The sequence below is a fragment of the Mesorhizobium sp. P2_B11 genome (assembly GCF_056404855.1).
Window position 1 is genome coordinate 615,667 of sequence record NZ_JBFUDF010000001.1, and the last position, 18,191, is coordinate 633,857.

Below are 18,191 nucleotides of genomic sequence, written 5' to 3' on the forward strand. Positions count from 1 at the left end.
GATCCACGAAGGGAAGTGCGGACCTAGTGGCCATTGGCCGTGCCATCCCCTATCCTGGGTTGCAGGCGCGGATGGCGCGGGCAAGCTCCAGCGCCTTGGCCGATGCCTTGCGGCCGGAATCGAGCTCGCACTCCCATGCCACGAACACATGCCACCCGAGCGCTCGCAACTCGTCGATGACTCGGGTATCCCGGGCTATGTTCCGGTCGAACTTCTGGAGCCAAAAGTCCGTGTTCGACTTGGGGGTCGTGGCGACCTTGCAAGCCTCGTGGCGGTGCCAGAAACACCCATGGACGAAGACGGCGGCCTTGTATCGCGGCAGGACCAAGTCTGGTTTCCCGGGTAGCTTGCGATTGTCGAGCCGGAAGCGAAGGCCAAGGGCGTGCAGCGCCTTGCGCAACGATATTTCCGGCGAGGTGTCCCGCGACCTGATGCGCGACATCCGGGTCGATCGCTCGGCAGGTGTGAGGAAGTCGGCCATCCACGCCCTCAGCCGTTCCCGTCGCGCTGGACCAGCTCGAAGAACGGCAGCCCTCGTATGATCTCGCCGGGCACGTCGAAGGACTTGTAGAGGCACTGGTGGTTCTGGAGGGATTTCACCCGCTCGGCAAGGTCAGCCAGCGAACCTGTCAGCCCGAGGGCGGAAAGCTCGCCTGGCGTGACGTTCGGCACCTTGTGGACAAACCATGTCAGCAGCGGCTCGCGGTAATCGGTCGCATTCACCTTGAAGTGCCGCAGGTATTGCGAGGCGAGGATGATGCCGGTACCGAACTCGCGACCCTGGAGGAGGAGCTTCCGCAACACGTCGAACTCATAGCGCATGATACTGTCTGCCTCGTCGACGAGCATATAGGAATCTATGGCACGGAGCTGCGGATCGGTGCCGAGGAAGGGGCGCTTCGGCGTTCGGAGCATGTTTTCGTAGAACAGGTTGAGCATGACCGCGACGAGCATGTTCTTGCTGCGGTCGTCCTGGCCGAGCGCATCAAGCGATATCACCACGACGCCGTTGAGAAAGTCGTTGAAGGGGATCGTCTCGCGCGTATTTGGCGCGAATACCTCCATGTCTACGAGGTCGTCGATGATCGCCATGATCGAGTCCGACTTGCCGTCCAGCATCTCCCCGTAGATGGCGTGAACGTCGTAGAGCGTTGGCGGCTGTCCGGGCAGCGCCGAGTCATAAGCGGCCCGAACCGCCTTTTTGAGCTTGTCGCGCTGGACCGGGCCGATTCCCGAGTAGATCTTGTCGAGCACGTCCGCAAAGAAACGATAGCGATGCAGCCAAGGCGCAGTCGTCTCTTCCATCGTGCTCGTGTCGAAGAGATTGATTGGCAGGCGTTCCGGCCGGACTACGCGCGCACCGGTGGCAGCCACGAACTCTGGACTGCTATAGTCTCGCTTGTAGTCGAAGATCAGAAAGCGCGGCCGGATGCCGCGGTTTGCCTCCGTCGCCGCCGATATCTGCAAGATCAGCGACTTCAGGAGTTGTGTCTTCCCGGTCCCGAGATCGCCGACCACCCCCATGTTGAGATGGTTCAGCCGGGTATCCGAGATGTTCAGCTCGATGTCGCGCGGCTGGAATCCGTCGACCGTCCGGCCGACCTCCACTGCGATGCCCCTCGCATCCCCGGCTGGCGCAGGCTCGGACGGTGGCCTGATCTCCGTGGTGTCAGTGACAGGCTCGTCGCCGGCGCTAGGCGGGACCTGCCTGGCCGCTGGTGACGACGCCGGCGGGGCATCGCGCGCGACTGCCTGCCCGACCTTGGCGGCTCCCAGGGGAATGGGATCGTCAGGCGAAGGCAAGAGGTCCCATTCGCCGACCTTTGCCCTGACACTGTCATAGAAGGCAGCCGGGTCGCCGGCGACCATGCGGCCGCCGTCCTCCAGGCCGATCGTGATCGTCTCGTCGAACCCATCGCCATCGCGGTCTCGCGCGCTGCTGCGCGGGTTGTCATCGATCACCACGAGCCTGCCGCGCTGGTCGACCGTGACGGGGCAGTCCTCCGCGAGAATGGCTGCGGCAATCCGCTCGTGGAACATCGACCACAGCTCCTGGTCCACGACGTCGGGATGCTGGCTGTAGACGCGCATCCCAAAGCCAACGACCGAGAGGAGCAGGTGCTGGAACGCCAGTGACCACGCACGCGGTTGCCCCTCATGCGGCAGCATCGATGACAATAGCCGCGACATGGTCTTGGCCTGGTCGAGTGCATCGGCGACCTCGGCTGCAGGGAAGCTGGATCCGGGGCGGCACTTTACCTCGACCGGGGTCAGGTGGATGCGAACCTTGTCACCGGAAAGGCGGACGCCGATGACAAGCAAGTCCGGGCGCGCAAGACTCGTCTCCCTCCCCTTCCGCAATGTCCGTGCGATGTCCGAGATGTAGCCGCGAAACGGATCGACCGGCACGATGATCGCGATTTGGGCATCGTCGCCGGTACCGCCAATGACGGGCAGGAGGCTTTCGACCTCGCTCGCGGCGCGGAAGCGGTCTTGCAGCAGGCGGACCGCGAGAAAGAGACCCAGGTCGCCGGTCGCCCCTGAATCATCGCCCGCCAGCCCCCGGATGGTCGGGATGCCACGGCGCGCGACCTCAAGGAGCACGTCCTGGACCTTGCCAGGCGGCATGTCCCCACATCCGGGCAGCCGGGACAAGGCCTTCGCAAGCGCCTCGCGGTCGGCGTCCTTCACGCGCGACAGCAGGTAGTATCCGTTCGTGTCGCCCGCCCGGTGTGAATAGGACGGCAGGTCATAGTCCCAGAGGTAGCTTCCCTCAAGCCATCCACCAAGGAAGCATGCCGGGTCGATGGCCGAGGAAGACACTGCGACGAAGTCGGTCTTGCGGGTCTCGAGCATGTCGTGGATGGCGTTCACGTTGGGCGCAAAGCTCAGCCCAGTCCGTTCCTGGCCCAGGCTTTCCATCGCGGCGACGCAAGCAGCGACCTTGTCAGCGAGCGGATCGCCGGACATGCCAGGTTGCTGCCCCTGGCGGGATTCACTGATGAAGGCACCGCGCAACTGGCGGCGGATACGATGGCGGATCAGCGCGGCGTGGCCGAGCGGCGTGCGGTTCTGGACCTTTGTCGTACCGGGCTCGGACATATCGAGCTGGGCRATGATCCCGAGGTCGGGCACGACGTCGGGCGGCTGGCCATCGAACCATCGGACCTTGTTCCCGGTGTCCTCGGAGAGGTTGGCGATACGGGCGTCGTCGGGCCGGGAGGCCAAGTCGCGATCATCGAAGATGTTGACCAGGCGAGGACCGACGGATTGGCGCACCGGACGTCCCTCGTCCTGCTGGTACCGGGCGCCACACCATCCGATAAGGCCCTCGTTGCAGGCATCCGTGGTGCCGCCGGCGCTAGTCACGGCGATTCCTATCACTGGCTTGGCAGCCAGGAGATCCGACACGTCATCAAGCGCGCGGCCCACCTGGGCAGCACTGAAGCCAACCGAGATGCCGCCCACCGAGATGCCAAACCCGTCGCCGAACGGCGCCATCTGGGACCGCTTGGGAAGGCCGCGTAGTTGCTGGCCATTCCAGAGGACCGACCAATAGTCGGTGCCGTTCTCGACCGCTACGAAGTCGACATGGTCGATCCCGCTGGGGGAACGCAAGGCCATCGAGAGGATGTCGGGGACGCAGTCGGGGTCCAGCACGCTTGCAGCCGGGCAAGGCTTCTCCGCCTCGTCGGCCTCGACCAGCACCTGTTGTGCGATGGCCTGCCACGCAATCCTCACGGGGTGGAGCGGCGACAGCAAGATGGCATCCGGGACGCGCGACAAGGTGCGACCGTCTTGCTGGAGCGACGTGATCGCCACGACGTCCACCCAGCATGCGACATCTGGCTCGGCCGCCAGCCAGGACTGGTAGGCGCCCAGGTATTGCTCCACGAGCCTGCTGAAGTCGGTGTCCGTGTCCAGCCATTTCCCGAGCTGGGCAGATTCGACGAGCCCTGTTTCGTCATCCCCGCCTCGGATCCGCGCGGCGATCGCCACCCGTGCCTCGACAAACCCCGCGGGAGGTTGGAAATCCGATGGCGCCGGCCGGGGGTCCTTGAGGAAGCGGCCGCCCGAGAAGATCGGCCCCGCTGGCTCGGTCCAGCTGGGCTGGACCCAGGACTCGACATAGTCGTCGGCGATGACGATAGGCATGTACGACCTGGCGGCAAGCTCGGCCGAAAGCATCCAGTCCTGGAGGCTCGAGCAACGCGCATTGCGATTGAGCTGCACGATGGCACGCGCCTCGGAAGGCTGGATCGTGCGCCGGTTGGCACGGATCAGCCGCTCGAACTCGCTGCGACAACCTTGTTGCTGGATCTCCTCGATCGACAGGGACACGCGGCAGGTCTCCCGCGAGACCCTCCCGTCGGCCAGCTGCCGGTCGAATCGAAGATCGACCTGATAGTTGCCGTCGACCTCTACTTCGACTTGGAACTGCCGTGGCTTGACCGTGCGGACCGGGAGCACCTTTGCCGCGTCTCCGCGCTCGGCAGCATCATCGGGGTTGCCGGCGGCCGAATCCTCGAGCTCCACGCCTGGCGAGGCGAACACGAGCAACTCGTATCGCCCAGCGCCCGGGAGCAGCAAGCCCGCCTCGAACTCCGGCCCGCCGCGCCCCTTGCGTCGCTTCGGGGGCGTGAGCTTGCGGGCGAGGCGGCATGTCACGAAGATCCCGGGAGCCCAGGTTGCCAAGGAAACGATCTTGATCGCGCCAGGCTTGAAATGCTCCGCCGACGCGACATAGCGGATCGGGGTCCGGTGGACCGGCGGGGCAGCGTCGAGGAATGCCTTGCCGCTGTCAGCGCGAACCTGGCCGATTTGCTTGCCAGCCGTCCCCCCTGGCGTTCGCTCGATCGTGACGACCGCATCCGACGCGGCGGGACCGACGGTCTCGAACTCAAGGGCTACCTCGGACTCGACAAGCACCGGCATGCCCTTGCCGGGCGGGATGATCCCGTTCGAGCAGATCATGTTGATGTCGCCGGTCGCCGTGGCGTCCTCGGCCAGCAGCTCTGACCATTTCTCTACAGTCAACGCGGTCCACCAGTCCGGTGCCGGGCCCACCTCAAGGCCGCCCGCCGGTGCGTAATATGCGGCGGCGGCGCGCTCGAACGCTGTCGGACGGTCGCAGGCGGCCTTGAGATGGGCAAGGAACTCGCCGAGGATTGCCGCGTCATCGTCGCTCGCACCTTCTTGTGCGCGCGCTATTCCCGCGTTGAAGCCGTCGCCAAGGGCATCAGCGATCTTGTCGAGGGTTGCCAACTGCTCCTTGGACGAAAAGCTGCCGTCCCGCATCGGTGGCACGCCCACGGCAAGGCTGACGCGCGAAGCCGGTGATAGCCCGTCGCCAATGGGGGTGGCCGAGAAAAGGCGCGATACGACCCGCCAGGCGGCGGCGCGCTGGGTGCGGTCGTTGTCGACCTCGTCGCCAGCCCCCGCGGCATGCTCGACTACCGCGCGGGCGCTATCGCGATCCAGCTCTGGCACGCCCGCTTGCGCGATGCCGATGCCGACTAGCTCCTGGAGGAACTCGTCCGACCACCAGTCCTCGAAGGGGACGTTTCCGGAGTTGTTCGAGGCCAGCATCCCGAACTCGTCGGTCGTACTCGAGACCGACTTGTTGCTATGCTGCCCGGGCGGGACGAGCGCGATATAGGTGGGCTTGGACGGCGAATTCCGCAGGTTGAGGAGGTGCGTCTCGTCGCAGCGCCCGGCAGACCCAACCGCCGGATTTGCCTGGTCCGGCGCCAGTGACGGGACCTGCAGGAGGATCGGCACGGGTAGGCCGCCGTCGCGCATCCCGTACACAAGCAAGTCGAACGCCTGGCCCAGGATCTCGAGCGGCGGTCCGTGGAAGATAAACCGGACCTCGGCGCCAGCGTCGACCGCTGCGCGGTTGATCCTGCCGCGGATGATATCCGCCAGTGCCATGGCAAGGCGGTTCATGCGTCTTGCTCCACGAATGGGGGCACGAGCAGCATCCCGCTCTCGGCGTCGGGGCTGTCGAGCACGAGGCCCAGCATGCGAAGCTGGTGGCCCAGGTCGTTGAACGCGATGTCGCGGTGGTTGATGGAAATGCCATACTCGCCAAGGTGCTGTGCAAGCCGCCGGACCGAGCGCGGCCCTGATGTTCCTGCGAGCGAGCAATGCACAAGCGTCAGGACGGCGACCGGCCCAAGCCCGACGATCCAGGGGCTTGACTTGCTGGAGCTCTTCTTCCGGAGGACATAGCCCTGGTCGTAGCCCCGCAGGATCTCGCTCGCGGCTTGGCGCTGTCCGAGGACGTGCCGTGCGAACTCCATGATGTTCGAGCCGATGCCCTTCCGGCAAAGGATCGCCCGGTTCTCCCGCTCTTGGATTTCCGCCACGATGTCGGCGATACCAAGGCCGGCTAGCCCGCCTGCGGCGCTCCGCGCAGCATCGCAAAGAGCCAGCAACTGCTCGGCCGATCCCAGGCCGCCCGCGACATCGCCGCTGACCTCCTGGATACCCCAGAGGATCGCGTTCATGCCAACGCGAGCCTGAAGGAACGACGATGCCCGGTCCTTGATGGTTGGCAGGGCACGGTCGCCATAGGAGAGATACGAAAATGCACTCGGGAACATGGCCACGCGCGCCTCTCCGACCGTGCGCGGCCCGTTCCCGGCGGCCGATGCACGAAGGCACGACCAAGCGCGATCATGAAGCTCGCACAACCACACGACATGGGACACGGCACCGATGCGGAGGACTGCCTCGAGGAGGCTGGTCCATTGCCGGCGCGTCATTGCGCCTTTCGCCCGCAGCACTGCAACGAGGTCCGTGGCAAATTGCCGTGCCGGATAGGACAGTCCGTCGCGATCGGCGGCGGCCAGTGCGGCGCTTTCCTCGGGCGCTACCGCGCGCCATGTCGAGCCGGACGTCCAGGCGGCAATCTCCTGCTGGAGGAATCGCGCAAACACATCATCGTCCGCGTCGACCGACAGCGCCGCGAACAGCTCGCTCCAGATTGCCTGGGCGTCTTCGGGGCTTGCGGCGCCGAGCCACACCATCCGGCGAACAAGCGTACCTGCAGACCAGGGATTGCCCGCGTTGCGGGCGGAACCCGAGAATACCGTTGCCTGGGGGACAAGGGGTGTCACCTGCAGGAACCGCTTCGACGACTGGTTCGGCAACTTAGGGCTCTCGAGCGCCGAGTGCAGCATCGTGTGGAAGGAGTCTGCATCGAGCGCCGCGCCCGCGCGCTCCCTGCGATTGTTCCGGAACTTCTGGATGTCCTTGTCGAGGTCTCGGCCAGCTTGCGGCACCGCACCCTCGGACAACCCGGGGAAGCCGACGACGCGGTACAGGGACGAGAGGATGACTTCCGAGCTAGCATATTCGGGTGCTGGCGTCATCGCCAGCGCCGAGGAGGAATAGGCGCGATGCGACGTCTTCCATGGCTCGTCGCGGAACTTGGCAAGCGTCATCGGCCTGCCCCCTCCCGGTGGGAGGCGAAGCCGAGCCGCCGTTCCTCGATCACGACGCCACCGGTGCCGATGCGGATGCGCGCCCGGTCGAGAATCTCGCGGTCACGGACGATCGAGCCAGACAGCCGAGCCCGCGCCGTGTCGAGCAAGGCGAGCACGGTCCGCGGCAGCGACGCAATCGACATGCCGCGTTCAAGCTCCTTGACCGCCTTGAACAGGTCGTAGGTCAGGGCGATCGGCTGTGATGACCTGCCCGCGCCGACCTTCAGGAAGGAGATCGGATTGCGTGGCCGGTCCACAGGGTCCTCGTCCAGCGGCTTCACTGGGCGTGCGGGCACGACGAGCACCGCACGCTGCATCGGCGGGGGAAGTGGCTGGCCGAACGTCGTCGTGAGGGAAATCTCAAAATCCTGGTTGGTGTTGAGCAGTCGCTCCACCTCCCGGGCCACGTCGTAGAGGTCGTTCCCACCCACGTCCTCGATAACCGCCTGGAAGTCGGCGAGGATGCCTGCGTCGAGGACTGACGACGTCCGCGCCCCTAGGGTGCGCCTGACCATGCGGCATGCAAAGTCCCGGCAGATCCGTTGCACCCGGCTCGCCGCCTGCGGGCGCTTCTTGCGGATCGCGCTGTTGGACAGGACGGCGTCCAGCGCGGCAATGCGGTCCAGCAGCTCCAGCTCGACCTTCGACATTACCTGGGACTTCCTCACGTAATCCAGCCCTTCGCTGACGGACCGGCTGAACCGCACGTCGATATCGCGCAGCCACCATGTCGTTCGCTGGGTTGCCTGGACCTCAGTGTCGGGGTCCGTCAGGGCAGGATCCATGAGTTCCACCATGCCCTCCAGCGACACGCCGATCATTGCCGGAAGGTATTGGATGCGCCGTGACATTAGGAACCAGTGCAGGCCCATCGCCGTGTTGTCGTCCTCGAGGCCCAGCTCCTTGATGTCCCGCAGGAGCGATGGACCAGCCTCGCGGTCCCAGCGATGAAATAGCGCGTGCTGGTACTGGGCTGCGACCAGGTGGAACAAGGCGGACGAGGTATCCTTCGATGGCTTGCCCTTCCGCCGGGGAAGGTCGTCCAGCTGCACGAGCCGTGCGGCCCAGCTACACGGCGCGAGGCCGTCATTCCGGGATGATGCCTGGTGCCCGGCCAGAAGGTATGACGCGAGCGAGAAGAGATCGCGGAAGCTCCATCGCTTGCCGCTCGCGACCTCGTACCACCGGAGCATCTTCAGTAGGGCGGAAAGCTCGCGGTCGCGAGACAGCTGCTCCCGGCTCGAGCAAAAAGGGCAGGACGGGCCAGCTTCGCAACTGCCATGGGGCCTCCATCTCCGCTCGTCCAGCGCGACCTGCAGCAAGGCACTGGCCGGTGCCGGGCCACCCGCGACAGGACTGACGAGCAGGGACTCGGCATCCATCGGCCAGACCGCCACGGCGGGGTACGACGGCAAGGGCCAGCACGGCGGGGCGTCCGGGAACAAGCCCACCGCTCGCGACACGGCCTCCAGCAAGTCACGCACAGAATCCGCTCCCGCGTCGATGGCCTCGATCAAGGCATCGTCGAGGACACCACGGTTGACGCAACACAGGTACACGCCGTCCGTATCGTCCGACAGCGTCGCCTCCAATTCGGCGAGCAGCATTTGCGCTGCCGTGCGTGTTTCCCGGCCTGTCACGACCGACGCATCTTGCACGACGATCAGGTTTCCGCGGCCGTCGAGGCCAGGCAAGTCGCCGAGCTTGAAGTCGACTACCCTTGGAACGATACCATCCGGAGGGGAGAAGGCGAGCCGCAAGGCGTCGACCAGCCTCGACCCGGCGCCAAGCGACGCATCGAGCCAACCGATGGTCGACTCTATGGCCTCGGTCTTGCCATTGCCCGGGCCGCCGACGAGCAACAGGACCCGCGGTATGCCGGGCTCTTTCCTGCCAAAGGCTCCTGTCCACGCCTCGAGGCGATGCAGGAGGTTCGTCTCGAATATGATGACGCCAGGCCGGCCACTGTCGTCGTCAAACAGGCGCCGCACGCCGCCTGCGCGATGGCCAGCCCAGTCGACCAGCTTTGCAGGGAACTCTCCCCTTCCTCCCCCGTCCGTCATGCCGCCCCCTGGCTACGCTGTTGCCGCAAGTGGCAGCCTTGTGCTCGCGCTCTCGAACGCCAGCCTGCGCCCGGTTATTTCCCCAAGCAGCGCGCTCAACCCAATGCCGAGGGCGCGGGCGAGGTAGGGCGGTACTGCATTGCCCACCTGCGTGTAGCGCGGGCATTCCTTGGTCCTCCGGTCCCCACCCGTAGTGAATTTGCCGGTGAAACGGAACCAGTCGGGAAATGACTGTAGGCGGGCACATTCGCGAACGGTGAGGATTCGCGGCTCGGAGTAATGCAGGATGTCGTCGGGCAGCGTCGTGATGGTCGGCGCAGCGTCACCGGCAGCCATTGGGTAGATACGGTGCTTCTTCAGCCCGTAGGTCTTGCGGCTGGCGTCATCCATGCGGACGCCCTTCCGGCATTCCGAGATGATCCTTGCAAATCGATCGCGGACGTCATCGCGGTGCCGCGCAAGGCGCATGCTGTTCATCTTTCGTGGCGCATCCTTGTGCATCAGCTCTTGAAAGCGGGTACGCGGTGCGAGATAGGCCCCCTCGCTGAAGTGGCGCGGGGATTCCGGGTCGTCGCACGGCAAGATGCTCGTCCGCGCTAGCTCAAGGTCAGATATGGCCTCCTCCGCGGTCACGGGCGCCGTGAGTCCAAGCTCCGCGAGTTGGGCCGCACCGGCCGCCTCGAGCAAGTCGAAGGCTCGCTGGACGCCGCCTTCAACCCAGCGCAGGAGATCCTTGCGGATGCCAATTGCAATGAGCCGGTTGCGTCGCTGAGGTACCCCGAAGCGCGAGGCGTCGACCAATTCGCCCTCGACTACATAGCCAGCGCCGTCGAGGCTCTCGACAAGGCGCTCGAAGAACGACTGCCGCCCAGGTTCCTCGGCGTGATGGACAAGGTCAACGACATTTCGCCGGCTATGGATGACCTTCATGCCGGGTACATTTTCCAGCACCAAGACCTGCGGCCTGATAGCGCGCACGACTTCCACATATTTCTCGAACAGGAGGTTGCGAGGATCCTCCTCCTGACGGCGGCCCGCAAAACTAAATCCCTGGCAAGGCGGCCCGCCTGCAAGGACGTCGATCGTACCGCGCAACGCGACGAGCTCGCTTTTGTGAAGGGTGAGCAGTTCCTCGATGTCCCAGGCCTTCTGCTCGAGCCAGGCAGGCCAGGCGAAGTCGCCGGCTTTGCCGAGCCCCGAAAGAAAATTCGCCGAGAACGTACCAAATGCCATTGGATCGCGCTCGATTGCGAAGCGCCCGGACAATCCTGCCAGCGACAGTCCCAGTGAAAAGCCGCCGCAACCGGAGAATAAATCGGCAAAACTAAACTGGCTCATTCCCGGCAATATCCCCGTCCGCCTTCATGCATTTGCACACGCTATACGGCCTCGCGAGTATTGTCTTCCTCGATCGGCAGCGACTTCCCAGGCAAACGAATCGCAGGGTAAAGCCAGTCAGCGCTTGAGCACAACCGTGCCGCCGGCAGAATACACTTTCCGCCTAAGATTAGGAAGGCTGTTCTTGGATTGTTCCAAGGGGCGCCCCAGGGAACAGCCAGCCGACGGATGCATCACGCCGCGCGCTTGCCCTCCCCTTCAGGCTCGCAGCAGTTCAATCAGATGCGGCGACGGCATGGCGTAGAGATACTTGCGGGAAGGAAAGCCGTAGGCCTTGGAAAGCTCGGTTCAGCAGATGGTGGGTGCGCGTCAAACACCCTTCAGATATTGCTTCGCGAGTGCCAGGACCTCATGCATTCCCATTGGTTTCGTGCTCCATTGCGAGCTTTTGCTATCGTGGTTGAAGGGGTTTCCATAATCGAAGGCTCCGAATATCAGGGCCCCGTCCTCGTCAGCGGTAATTAGGTTGTATGGCGCTGTTCCGTTCCCGTTAGTGCCGATCCGGACATAGGCGGCCCCGTGGATTGAAGCGCACTCAACTAGCCGCTTGACCAAGGGCGGATAGTACGTCGCCGGGTTCTTGGGGCTGACCGTCATCAGGGTGGCGTCGGGTTCAAGAGCCAATTCTTCCCTCCTCGTCCTTTCGATTCATCATACAGGAGGGCCAGCTCCTTTGCGAGCCAAGGCTATAACTGCTCGCGATGAACAATGCGGTGGCAGTTTGCGCAAAGGCACTTAAGGTCCGCAAGACGGGTGCGCATGGCGGCCGTCATCTTGGATACGGCGACCGTATCGTGGTGCACTTCGATGCACGCGTCTCCGAGTGGCCCGAGGCTTTGAGATGGAACTAGGCCGCAACGCTCGCAAAAGAGGTGGCCATGTTGCTCAACAAAGCGTCGCTTCTTCATCCGCGATAGGCCTGGCGCTCTTTCGCGGCGCAAGTGCTGGACGCGACCGGGCGAGCCCTCCGCCCACGATCGTTCGTCGTCTTGATCGGGCTGGGACAGCGTTAAGTTCTCATCCTTCGCGACAATTGGGTAGCCGGCGCTTTCTATGGTCGCGAAGCAGGGTTCTCCCCAGCCTGCCGAGAAGTCTGTTGGGGTGGCTGGACGGCCAATAATCTTGCTCAATGCAATGCCGAAGACTGCCTTGGGCGGAACTCGTTCGCCCGAAGGCAGCAGAAGGTCATAGTCCCTGGAGCCGTGGAAGTTGTGCTCGGCGCCAGCCATGTAGTCGTCGATTGCTTCATCGATCATCCACGCCTCGACGCGCCGCTGGATTACAGCAGGCAGTCGTGGGGTCTGGTTAGCGGGCAGGCTATCGAGAAGCCTCTGTAGCTGGGCCGTTGACGAACCGGGGACACCAATGCGTACTCGCTTGGTACTGTTGCCGTGGCCGGTCGCTGCCAGCGGGCGCCCCATCGCCGCCGCCCGCTGGCCTATCAGTGTCACCACCTCGTCAACGGGAAGGGCAGCCTGCGAGTCATCCAGCAACCGCCTTTGAGTTTCTGGCCAATCCTGGGCGACCCGGCTATCAAGCCACACCCCAGAGATTCTGGCACCGCCATCCCTAAGCCGTTCGAGGATTGTTCGAAGGGCTTGTCGATAGTCCGGGTTTCTTAGGTTCGGCTTCCCGAACGCGCCGCCGCGGCTATGAACAATGATGCCGCCGGCTTCGATTTCTACCTTTGCGTTGAGTGAGTTGCCATCGGCGGTGGAAATAGTTGTGAGCATGGCACACGTTTGGTTCAGAGAACTGGGAAATGCAATACGTTGACTACTTCTGACGGTTGTCTGTGAAGGCCCAACCCCCGACACATCTCTTGGGGCGATGCGTCGGAGCAGGGAGGGAGCAGACGTAACGGGACCTTGGATCTCAACGAGGTTTGCATCGAACCGACTGGAAGTAGTAATCGTCGCGGTGCTTGGCTTGGTGGCAGCTGCCCTTGGGATGCGCCAAGTCGCATTGCCTGCCGCCAAGAATTCGATAGCGGTCCCGCTTGAGATCGGGGGATCGGGCCATTCCTGGTCAGCTGTTTCGGGTAGTGACCAACCTCGTCCTGGCCGGTTGGGACCTAGGTTCAAATCCTTGGCCAAAAAGCACGAGCATTCACGGCGCGGACGACAATGTAGGTGACCGAACAGTCGCCTTTATGGTGTTTCCTTCTGTCTGTTCATGCCATGCCCATCGCGCCCTCGAATGGATTGGGTCTGACCGAAGACCGCCTTCGCTACGCTCAGTCTCGATCGTCATCCCGCAACGACGGCGCTGCGTTTTCTTCCCCTGTCCGCTGCGCGTCCATTCCTCGCGATCCAAGAAAGCCTCGCGTCGTCGTCTTCCACTGCGTTTCAGCCCCTTCGGGATGCGGACCGATCGTCTCCGGTCTCACGACCACCATCGAGGCCGCGATGGGCGCGGCCCGAGAAAAACAGAAGGAACCACACCACAATGGCTACGATCGGCACATTCTCGCGCACCGCGAACGGCTTCTCCGGCTCGGTCAAGACCCTCAACCTCAACGTCAAGACGGTGACGTTCTCTCCGGCCGATGGCGAAAATGAAAAGGGTCCCGACTTCCGGATCTTCGCCGGCGCCACCGAGTTCGGGGCGGCATGGAAGAAGACTTCGCGCGACGGCCGCGACTACCACTCCGTCAAGCTCGACGATCCCAGCTTCCCCGCTCCGATCTACGCGAGCCTGGTCGAGACCGACACCGAGGGCGACTTCTCGCTCATCTGGTCCCGCCGCGCCGCCGAGTGATCCGGTCTAAAACGAGGCCCTGCTGCAAGGCGGGGCTTCGTCATGTTCAGGTCCGACACAGCCTGGCACGTCCGCCAGGTGCAGCGCGCTAGGCTTTGGCGGGTGCCTTGCGCGTCTTCTTCAGCGGCGACTTGATGGCTGCAGCAGCCGTCGTCGCTGCTGCCGCACGAGCAACCCGTTTTGGTTTTTCTGAGGCGGCAGGAGTAGGCGCAGCCGCTTTGCGTCCGAGGCCAGATGACTTCGCAAGGGCCGAACGCGTGGCAGCATAGTTCGACGCTACCATCGGATAGTCGGATGGCAGGTTCCACTTCTGCCGGTATTCGTCGGGGCTGAGATTGTAGTGGACGCCGATATGGCGCTTCAGCGACTTGAACTTCTTCCCGTCTTCCAGGCAGATGATGAAGTCCGGCGTCACCGACTTCTTGATCGATACTGCCGGTTCCTGCTTGACCACAGGTTGCGTCGCCGGTGTGCCGATCCCTTTCAGCGCGGAATGGATATCGCCGATCAGCTTCGGCAACTCGCTAACCGGCACTGGATTGTTCGACACATAGGCGGCGACAATGTCGGCCGCTATCGACACGGTATCCAGTTGGTCGTCTTGCCCGGGAGCAGTGGTCATACAGTTTTCCTCTTATTGTATCAGATGGATCTGACGAATTTGATTTCCCTGCCCGCCAACGAGCAAATAGTGCGTTTCTTTGTAAAATCCAAATTTCTTGGCCAACATTATAAGAGTAAGCTTCAGTTTCATCGTACTATTCGACTGCGGATACCCTTGTCGGTTCGTTAGGAAGCGAGGAGCTTCCCCTCGCTTCCCCGCCAGTGCCGCCTGCGCAGGGCAGGGCCGCAGGCTCGCAAAGCGGCCGACTGCAGCAACGGCCATCAATTTCCATTCGCTCCGCTCGACCGTGCAACCCGGCTCCGCTCGCCGGCATTGGCCCCCATCACTCCCGCGCGCTCACGCGCCCCCGGAAGGCATGCCGGGGGACATGCCTTCGGCATTGACGGAAAAGGAGTGAACGCAATGAACATGACAACCATCATCAACAGCAAGAGCAACAGCCAGCAGCAGCCGGCTTCCAGCGGCTTCCGCGTCGACGTCACGCGCGGCGAGCGGATCGGGCGCGTTTCCTCGGAATGGTTTTCGCGACCCGATGACGAGCGCTATCTCAGCCTCACCGAACTTTATGATGCGGTGCAGCAGCGCGCGGACCGCGCCACCGCCCGAATCGTCGAGAGCCGTGCGGTTCGCGTCGAAACTACCCGCGACAATGCAGAGCGGCTTTCGCTCATCATCCCCGGACAGGAGCAACCGATTGCGCCCACGCATTGGAGCTTCGGCCAGCTTTGCAGCCTTGTCAGTGCACCGGCGACCTACATGCGCCAGCTTCCTGCGCCTCTAGCGGGCATCAATTTGCAGCATGGCCTTTTGAGCCATCGGGCAGAGTTGATGAAGACCCTGGAAACAGAGGACGGACGCATTGAGCTTCGCGCCGTCACTGGTCCGGACTATGGCCGCATCTGGGATCACGAGCTTGTCGCCGCCGTCATGAATATAGCTGGCAACGGAACCGGCGACACCATGTGGAAGGTGCCTGGCGTTCTTGATTGGGCGACGATGACCCACAATCCCTTCGTGGACATCACAAAGGACACCACCACGCTTTACGCGAGCGACCGCGACGTGTTCCTGTTTCTGGTGGATGACACACATCCGATCGAAGCCGGACGGCTTCCGAATGGCGAACCAGATTTGTATTTTCGCGGCTTCTATAGCTGGAATTCGGAAGTCGGCAGCGAGACCTTGGGCATTGCGAGTTTCTATCTCCGCGCCGTTTGCATGAACCGGAATCTTTGGGGCGTCGAAGGCTTCGAGGAAATCAGCATCCGGCATTCGAAGTTTGCGGCACTTCGTTTTGCTCATGAGGCAGCGCCTGCCTTGACGAGCTTTGCGAACTCAAGCCCCGCGCCGTTCATCGCTGGCATCAAGGCCGCGCGCGAGAAGGTCGTCGCCCGCAGCGACGAGGACCGCGAAAGCTTCCTACGCAAGCGCGGTTTTTCCAAGGGCGAAACAGGCAAGATCATCGAGGCAGTTTTGCAGGAGGAAGGCCGCCCGCCCGAAAGCATCTTCGATTTCGTGCAGGGCATGACCGCACACGCGCGCAGCAAGGCGCATCAGGATAGCCGCCTGGAGCTCGAAGGCAGGGCGAAGGCCTTGTTGGAACGAGCGGCATGATCAAACGAATGGCCGCGCAGCGAACGTCTCGCCGCGCGGCCTATCAGGTCCGCAGTATTAACGAGACCGTCATAGCATAAGAATATCTTGCGACCAGGTGATCGGGGTCGGCGCATGCCGCCGTCTTTGAACATGGCGGCCGCTCGCCAGGCTCCGCCCGGCTCGCGATGCAACTGCTGTCATGTTCGCGACTTGTGCACTTCGGGTCTGGTGCGCCATGCTCGCCAATCAGTTCACCGTGTTTTTTTTCTGATCAACTCGCATGGGTCCACATTTAGCGCCTTTGCGATCCTACCAAGAACGCTAACGCTTGCCGAAACCCGGGCGCGCTCGATCGACCCGACGTAGCGCATGCTCAGTCCAGAGCGGGCGGCCAGTTCCTCCTGCGTCACGTTCTGGTCATGGCGCAGACGACGCATGTTGACCGCCATGATCTCCTTGAGATCCATGGTGGATTAGGGATCAGAAAGGGAACTATCGTTCTAGGAATGATCGTTCCTATTCGTTATGATCAGAACTCGACCTGGATAATAGTTCCCTCGGGATCGCCGCCAAAACATTAGCGATTCGATACGATGCTTAAGCCGCTGCTCGATCCCGATGTCGCCGATGTCGCGCCGAATGCCCCGACCCTGACCGGCTATGATGAGGAGCGGCTGCTCACCTACATTCGCCTGCTTGACGCGGCGGCTGAAGATGCGGACTGGCGCGAGGTGGCCAGAATCATCCTCCACATAGATCCTGACCAGGAACCGGAGCGGGCATTCCGGTCGTGGGAGACGCATCTTGCCCGCGCCCGCTGGATGACGACGAAAGGCTACCGACATCTTCTGGCCGGCGGTGCGCCACACTGAGAGTCCCAGGCCATGGTTTGCTGAATCAGCACAGCGGTTTGCCGACTCTCCAACTACCCGATTTGCGTATCGGCAAGGATGCTCATTCCGAAGCCCGCACCCGATGCGGGCACATCGGGAGAGGACTTGGGCATTGCAAGGCGATTGGACCGATCCGGCAGCCTATGCGCACATGCAAGGCTACGAAGCTGCAGAGTTCGCTGCCGAGTATCTGATCAGGAACGACGACTTTATCGCCGAGTGCGGCCTGCTTTCGTCACATCTCCCGGGTTCCCTAGAGCCTGTTGGTCTGCCCGACTTCATCGCTCGTTGGGGCGCGCGATTTCACAGTCACCGGTGACGACCTTCCGTTAGCTGAAAACATCGTCTGGACCGAACAGGCCTCGCCGCGTGTGCTGCGAGCCACGCAAATCCGATCGTCAGTCAGCCCTTCGCATCAGACTGTTCAACTTTCCAGTCTCAGCAGCGCCACCGTTTGGAAAGCCGACGGGCTTCATATTCTTTGGCCGGCATCGACCGGAACAAATAGCCTCGTCACTGACATCGGCAGCGGCGCGACAGAGTTCAACGCCATTCTCCTGCCACTCGACGCGGCATTCGAGACACGGCTCGACGCCGCGCGCCAGTTCTGGAGGACGCTGAACGGCCGGCCGCCCGGTCCTGGCTACGGCGCGGTGCCGCAGCAGACGAAGGCGAAACACATTCTCAATCTGCGCGCTCACGACGCTCGCCGCGCAGGTGCCACCTACCGCGAGATTGCTCAGGTGCTGTTGTTACGAGAGTCGATCGCGCCGCGTGACTGGCGCGATCATCATCTGAGGCACAAGGTTCGGGCGATCCTGCGAAGGTCAGACCGTCTTGTGGCCGGCGGCTACCGCGACCTGCCCTTCTATCCACACAGCCGCAGCCGAAAGTCCGGTCGCTGAACTCCTTATTCGCAGGGGTAGCAAAAACACATCATTCGCAGGGGTAACAAAAACACATCCCCTGATGTTTGCCCTCCCTCGTCCTTTCTCAATTCGACCATCGTCCGTTTCGCGCGTCCCGGCAGGCCAGGACGACAGCAAAACGAACGGAGATCGAACGATGTCGAMGGGTCCCGCGGACGCGCCCCAAAAATACCTGCGAACGAAGGAGGCCGCACCAATCGTCGGCCTTTGCGCTCGCACGTTGGAAAAGCACCGGACGTACGGCACCGGACCAAAATACCGAAAGGTCGGTGGTCGCGTCCTCTATGACATCGACGATCTGCACGCCTGGATCGAACTTGGTGCGCGCACGTCCACCAGCGATGCCAACGCGACCTTTGTTCCGCCTGCCAAGCCTCATTCCGCCCGGGCGCCGGCCTATGTCGGCCGGCGCGATCGCGTCTCCTGATACTGCG

Annotated in this window: 15 protein-coding genes; 6 read left to right on the forward strand and 9 right to left on the reverse strand. The window is 63.0% G+C overall.

Features of this window, described 5'->3' with window-relative positions:
• Nucleotides 1–49 precede the first annotated feature (49 nt).
• From AC1DYJ_RS02740 to AC1DYJ_RS02770, 7 genes are all read right to left on the reverse strand, one after another.
• Complete coding sequence (locus AC1DYJ_RS02740) at nt 50–481, reverse strand: very short patch repair endonuclease (protein ID WP_477279768.1); 432 nt, start codon at nt 479–481, stop codon at nt 50–52.
• An 8-nt stretch (nt 482–489) separates the two neighbouring features.
• Entirely contained in the window at nt 490–5,949 is a 5,460-nt protein-coding gene (locus AC1DYJ_RS02745) for an ATP-binding protein (RefSeq protein ID WP_477279770.1), read from the reverse strand.
• Entirely contained in the window at nt 5,946–7,451 is a 1,506-nt protein-coding gene (locus AC1DYJ_RS02750) for a hypothetical protein (protein ID WP_477279772.1), read from the reverse strand. Before AC1DYJ_RS02750 ends, AC1DYJ_RS02745 begins: the two co-directional genes overlap by 4 nt.
• Nucleotides 7,448–9,556 carry a hypothetical protein gene (locus tag AC1DYJ_RS02755; protein WP_477279774.1) on the reverse strand — a complete coding sequence of 703 codons (2,109 nt, stop codon included), beginning with the start codon at nt 9,554–9,556 and terminating at the stop codon, nt 7,448–7,450. Before AC1DYJ_RS02755 ends, AC1DYJ_RS02750 begins: the two co-directional genes overlap by 4 nt.
• 12 nt (nt 9,557–9,568) lie before the next feature.
• Complete coding sequence (locus tag AC1DYJ_RS02760; protein ID WP_477279776.1) at nt 9,569–10,894, reverse strand: DNA cytosine methyltransferase; 1,326 nt, start codon at nt 10,892–10,894, stop codon at nt 9,569–9,571.
• A 369-nt stretch (nt 10,895–11,263) separates the two neighbouring features.
• Nucleotides 11,264–11,578, reverse strand: coding sequence for a hypothetical protein (locus AC1DYJ_RS02765; RefSeq protein ID WP_477279777.1), 315 nt, complete (start codon nt 11,576–11,578; stop codon nt 11,264–11,266).
• A 62-nt stretch (nt 11,579–11,640) separates the two neighbouring features.
• The gene (locus AC1DYJ_RS02770; protein ID WP_477425932.1) at nt 11,641–12,687 is read right to left on the reverse strand and encodes an HNH endonuclease; all 1,047 of its coding nucleotides are present in this window, start codon (nt 12,685–12,687) and stop codon (nt 11,641–11,643) included.
• A 715-nt stretch (nt 12,688–13,402) separates the two neighbouring features.
• Between AC1DYJ_RS02770 and AC1DYJ_RS02775 the strand changes: the two genes are divergently transcribed.
• A complete protein-coding gene (locus AC1DYJ_RS02775; protein WP_477279780.1) occupies nt 13,403–13,714 on the forward strand; it encodes a DUF736 domain-containing protein in 312 nt (103 codons plus the stop codon).
• 88 nt (nt 13,715–13,802) lie between these two features.
• Here the strand turns inward: AC1DYJ_RS02775 and AC1DYJ_RS02780 are convergent, their stop codons facing one another.
• Nucleotides 13,803–14,336, reverse strand: a complete 534-nt coding sequence (locus AC1DYJ_RS02780) for a Ros/MucR family transcriptional regulator (RefSeq protein WP_477279783.1) — start codon at nt 14,334–14,336, stop codon at nt 13,803–13,805.
• A gap of 411 nt (nt 14,337–14,747) precedes the next feature.
• Here AC1DYJ_RS02780 and AC1DYJ_RS02785 point away from each other — a divergent pair, with 411 nt between their 5' ends.
• On the forward strand, nt 14,748–15,953 hold the full coding sequence (locus AC1DYJ_RS02785; RefSeq protein WP_477280201.1) for a DUF932 domain-containing protein: 1,206 nt from the start codon (nt 14,748–14,750) through the stop codon (nt 15,951–15,953).
• A gap of 233 nt (nt 15,954–16,186) precedes the next feature.
• Here the strand turns inward: AC1DYJ_RS02785 and AC1DYJ_RS02790 are convergent, their stop codons facing one another.
• The gene (locus AC1DYJ_RS02790) at nt 16,187–16,402 is read right to left on the reverse strand and encodes a helix-turn-helix domain-containing protein (protein WP_477279785.1); all 216 of its coding nucleotides are present in this window, start codon (nt 16,400–16,402) and stop codon (nt 16,187–16,189) included.
• A 126-nt stretch (nt 16,403–16,528) separates the two neighbouring features.
• Here AC1DYJ_RS02790 and AC1DYJ_RS02795 point away from each other — a divergent pair, with 126 nt between their 5' ends.
• The 4 genes from AC1DYJ_RS02795 to AC1DYJ_RS02810 all read left to right on the forward strand — a co-directional run bounded on the left by AC1DYJ_RS02795 (nt 16,529) and on the right by AC1DYJ_RS02810 (nt 18,184).
• The gene (locus tag AC1DYJ_RS02795; protein ID WP_477279787.1) at nt 16,529–16,807 is read left to right on the forward strand and encodes a DNA -binding domain-containing protein; all 279 of its coding nucleotides are present in this window, start codon (nt 16,529–16,531) and stop codon (nt 16,805–16,807) included.
• Between the two features lie 172 nt (nt 16,808–16,979).
• Complete coding sequence (locus AC1DYJ_RS02800) at nt 16,980–17,147, forward strand: transcriptional regulator domain-containing protein (protein ID WP_477280202.1); 168 nt, start codon at nt 16,980–16,982, stop codon at nt 17,145–17,147.
• Nucleotides 17,092–17,733, forward strand: a complete 642-nt coding sequence (locus tag AC1DYJ_RS02805) for a DUF2285 domain-containing protein (protein ID WP_477279789.1) — start codon at nt 17,092–17,094, stop codon at nt 17,731–17,733. The genes AC1DYJ_RS02800 and AC1DYJ_RS02805 overlap by 56 nt, the downstream gene beginning before the upstream one ends.
• Before the next feature lie 160 nt (nt 17,734–17,893).
• Nucleotides 17,894–18,184, forward strand: coding sequence for a helix-turn-helix transcriptional regulator (locus tag AC1DYJ_RS02810; RefSeq protein ID WP_477425934.1), 291 nt, complete (start codon nt 17,894–17,896; stop codon nt 18,182–18,184).
• Nucleotides 18,185–18,191 lie beyond the last annotated feature (7 nt).